The following is a 4,222-nucleotide window of genomic DNA, read 5'->3' on the forward strand; positions in this document are numbered from 1 at the left end:
CGTGGAAGGCGGCGAGCGCGGGATCCGCGGGCACGTGTCCGCGTACGACCTCGACACGGGCGCGCAGGTTTGGAAGTTCTACAACATGGGCCCGGACGAGGAGATGGGCATCGGCCCCGACTTCAAGCCGTTCTACCCGACGCCGGACAGCCCCGGGACCTCGACCTGGTACGGCGACTCCTGGAAGACGGGCGGCGGCGCCGTCTGGGGCTGGTTCACGTTCGATCCAGAGTCCAACCTGTTCTATTACGGCACGGGCAACTGCGCGCCGTGGAACCCCGACTACCGGCGCGACCCCGCCACGGCTCCCGGCCTCGACCAGTACACGAACGCCTACTGCGCCTCCGAGATGGCGCGCGACGCCACGACTGGCAACCTCGTCTGGGCCTACCAGGCGACGCCCCAGGACGCCTGGGACTACGACCTGCCTGCCGGCCAGCAGCTCGTCGACCTGACGATCGGCGGACAGACGCGCCGGGCCCTCATGAAGCCCGCGCGTAACGGCTTCTTCTACGTGTGGGACGCGCACACCGGCGAACTCCTGCACCAGCCCATCAAGTACACGACCGTGACCTGGGCCGACCATATCGACATGGAGACCGGGATGCCGGTCTACAACGACGACGCGATCGTGTACACGGGCACCGAGACGGGCGTGGTCTGCCCCTTCGGCATCGGCAACTGGCACAACACGACCTACTCGCCCAAGACGGGCCTCATCTACTTCCAGGCCTATAACACGTGCAGCACGATGACGGGCACCGAGGGTGAGTACACCCCGGGCGAGAGCTACGTCCTCGAGACGTTCGGCGCGCGCTCGACCGGCCCCGGCGGCTGGACGGCCCAGATCCAGGCCTGGGACCCCGCGACGGGCGAGCAGGCGTGGAACATCAAGTCCAACCAGTCCCTGAGCTGGCCCATCATGTCCACCGCCGGCGACCTGGTCTTCGGCGGCGACAACCAAGGCGCCTTCCGGGCACTGGACGCGCAGACGGGCGAGATCCTCTGGTCGTTCCGGACCGGCAGCGGGTTCGACGCCTCGCCGATCAGCTTCCGGGGCACGGACGGCAGGCAGTACATCGCCGTCATCGGGAGCAAGGCGCCGGCCAACAGCGTTGTAACGGCCGACACGGCCCCCGACAACACCGGGCGCTACACGCGCCCCGGCAGCTTCCTGTACGTCTTCGGACTGCCGCGCTGATCAGCGCGGCGCTCAGCAGGTGAGGGGGCAGTGCCCACCTCACCCGCTCATGTCAGCGAAGGGGAGACCCATGAAGAACCGGTCTGCCGCTCACGCGCTTCGAGGGGCCGCGCTGCTCCTGACCATCATGGCGCTGGGCCTCGGAGTCGCTGGCGCACAGGCTGCCGATCCCCCGCCGCCCAGACCGGCGGCTGGGAAGATGCGCGTGTGCGCCGACCCCAGCTCGATGCCGTTCTCGAGCGACGACGAGCGCAGGTTCGGGCTGAGATGGCGAGCGCATCCCTGGCCGGCGAGCTCCGGGGGCGCGCGTCACCTACGACTGGCACTATTTCAACGGCGATATCGTCCGGCTCGAGCTGCGCGCGGGCGGCACGTATGCTGATGGGAGTCCCCCGACGGGCACGAGGACCTCCTCACGACCGTCGCCTACTACCGCGACTGTGCTCTGGCACCGGCCGAACCAAGGCTACGAGATATCTTCCTTCGACGATCCGGTGCTGCGCACCTGAATCGGCGTGCGATCCAAACGGCATCCCGCCCCAGACGTCGCTGGTCGAGCACGCCCTCGGCGCCAACATCGTCGCAGCGTACCGGGCAGAGTACGGCGCGCCCGACCGCCTCGCGCAGATCGTCAAGGCGGTCGCCAACGGCGATGTCGACGTCGGCGTGGCGTGAAGGACCGCAGGTCGGCTACTACGCCGGCGAGCTCGGGCTCGACCTCACCGTCGTCCCGATAACGTCCCATTCGACCCCACGAGCCTGCCCATGACCGTCCCGATGACGATCGCGGTCCGGCCCGGCGACGTCGCCCTGCGCGACGCCCTCAACGTCGCGCTGGCCGCGCGGTGGGCCGACGTGCGAAGGCCGTCGTCGAGCGCTACCACGTGCCGGTCGAGCCGCTGACGCCGCCGCGGGTGCCGGATGCCGCGGCGCCAAGAGACGCTGAGGGTCGGGTTCGTGGTCCCGACCAGGACCGGGGTCTCGCTCGTCCCGGAGGCATCGCTGTACGACGTGGTGGGCCAGGCGGCCGTGATGGGGGCTCAGTTGGCGGCCGAGGCGAGCAACAGCCGTTCCGCGGCTGACGCGGTCGACCTCGAGCTCCTGTTGGCGAGCGCGCCGAGCGCCGAGGCGGCCGAGCGGGCCGCGGAGCGGCTCCTGGCCGTCAACGGCGTCGCCGCGCTCGTCGGGGGCCTGGGCGACGGACAGGCGGACATGCTCTCTGTCATCGCGGAAGGCGCGGGCGTGCCCTTCCTCAACATCGGCTCCCCCGCGAGCGCGCTGAGGTCCGCGTGCCTGAGGAGCACGTTCAACGTCGAGGCCGGCGCGGGCATGTACCTCGGCGCCGCGGCGAGTTGGTTCACGGGCCACGGTTACGCGCGGTGGTACGTCGTGTACGAGGAGACGGGGGAGGGGACCGAGCTGCGTGACGCGGCGCTGGCCGCCCTCGGGGCCGTCCCAGGCGCCGTTCTCGCGGGCTCGACGGGCGTGATAACGGGCCAGCCTGACTACGGCCCGGTGTTCGAGGCGGTGCGGCGTAGCGGCGCCGACCTGATCCTGGTGCTCGTGAACGCGCCAGACCAGATCGCGTTCCTGGCGCAGGAGGAGTCCGTCGGACCGCACGTGGCGGCGCTCCCGTACCCGTATCCCGTCACGCAGACGCGCGACTTCCTGGGGGCGATGCGCGTGCGGGCGGGCGAGCAAGGTCTAGGGTTCCGCGTGGCGCTGTGGGACGCGACCCTCGGTGGGGGTGACGGCGCGGGCGACGGCGGGCGTGATGGCGCGGGTGACGGCGGGCCTGCCGGCCGGTCTGGCAGCGAGGCCGCCGCTGACGCGCTCAACGACCGCTTCGTGGCGCGCTGGGGGCAGCCGATGGACCCGGCGGCGTGGGCGGCCTACGCCGCGGTCACGATCCTCCACGACGCCGCCGTCGCCGCGGGCTCGACGCTGCCCGAGGCCATCGCGGCGTACCTGGGGAGCCCCGAGGCGCGGTTCGAGGTCGGGAAGGCGACGCCCTTGTCTTTCGACCCGTCCAGCCACCAGCTTCGGCAGCCCCTCTACGTCGTCGAGCTGGATCCTGACGCGCAGCTCACCGGGCGGCTGAACGACCAACGCGGCCTAGCGAAGCTCGTGGACGTCGTGGAGGTCGCTGCGCAGGTGGCGGCGGAGGCTGAGGCTCTCGAGACCGGACCGGGCATGGCGCCGCAGGGCGCTTCGCGGTGCCGCTGAGGGACGCGCTGGCCGGTGGATCGGAGCGAGAACCGCCCTCATTCCCGCGCCGGTCCCATGACCACCGTCTTCACGCCCGCGTGGCGCGCGGCGTTCTGGAGGGCGTCCTCGACCTGCTCGAGCCCGACACGGTGGGTGATGAGCCGCCGGAGCTGCGGTTCGAGGTCGCCTAGGAGGTCGAGCGCGCGGACGAAGTCCCGAGGCCCGAAGCCGAACGTTCCTACCAACCTCACCTCGTCGTAGTGCACGCGTTTCAGGTCGACCGGGTAGGTGGCGCCGCTCGGCATGCCGGCGAAGACGTTGACGGTCCCGCCCTTGGCGACGACGCTCATGGCCTGGGCGAGCGCGTCGAGGCTCGCCACCGACACCATGACGGCGTCGACCTCGCCCACCGCGCTCGAGCGCAGCGCCGCCTCGACGTCTTGCAAGGAGCCGTCGATGACCACGTCGGCCACGCCGCGCGCGTACTCCAGGCGCTGCGGGGTGAGGCCGACGAGCGTGATCCGCGCCGCTCCGAACGACCGCGCGATGGCGGCCTGCATGAGGCCCATCGGCCCGTCACCGATGATCAGCAGGGACGCGTCCTGGGGGAGGGAGAGGGCCTCCAGGCCGTGGACGCAGCAGGCGAGCGGTTCGGCGAGGCTCGCCACCTCGTAGGGGATGTGGTCGGGGATGCGGTGCAGACCCGCGTCGGCCAACGGCCGCGGGACGCGCAGGTACTCGGCGAAGCCCCCCGGCTGCAAGAACGCCTCGCCGCGGTCGGTGCAGAGGCTCGGATGACCGCGCCGGCACTCC

General features: G+C 71.2%; 4 protein-coding genes. 3 read left to right on the top strand and 1 reads right to left on the bottom strand.

Translation table 11 applies throughout. The annotated features are described in order from the left end of the window. From M9914_14265 to M9914_14275, 3 genes are all read left to right on the top strand, one after another. Positions 1-1,201: PQQ-binding-like beta-propeller repeat protein (locus M9914_14265; GenBank protein MCO5175340.1), on the top strand; the 1,201-nt coding region annotated here is incomplete at its 5' end. A 765-nt stretch (positions 1,202-1,966) separates the two neighbouring features. Continuing rightward, the gene (locus M9914_14270; protein MCO5175341.1) at positions 1,967-2,104 is read left to right on the top strand and encodes a hypothetical protein; all 138 of its coding nucleotides are present in this window, start codon (positions 1,967-1,969) and stop codon (positions 2,102-2,104) included. Between the two features lie 18 nt (positions 2,105-2,122). Next, a complete protein-coding gene (locus tag M9914_14275; GenBank protein MCO5175342.1) occupies positions 2,123-3,427 on the top strand; it encodes an ABC transporter substrate-binding protein in 1,305 nt (434 codons plus the stop codon). A 38-nt stretch (positions 3,428-3,465) separates the two neighbouring features. On the opposite strand, the gene M9914_14280 is transcribed toward M9914_14275, so the two are convergent. Next, on the bottom strand, positions 3,466-4,222 hold a 757-nt coding region (locus M9914_14280; GenBank protein ID MCO5175343.1), incomplete at its 5' end, for a zinc-binding dehydrogenase.

Source organism: Trueperaceae bacterium, from assembly GCA_023954415.1.
Lineage (GTDB): Bacteria > Deinococcota > Deinococci > Deinococcales > Trueperaceae > JAAYYF01.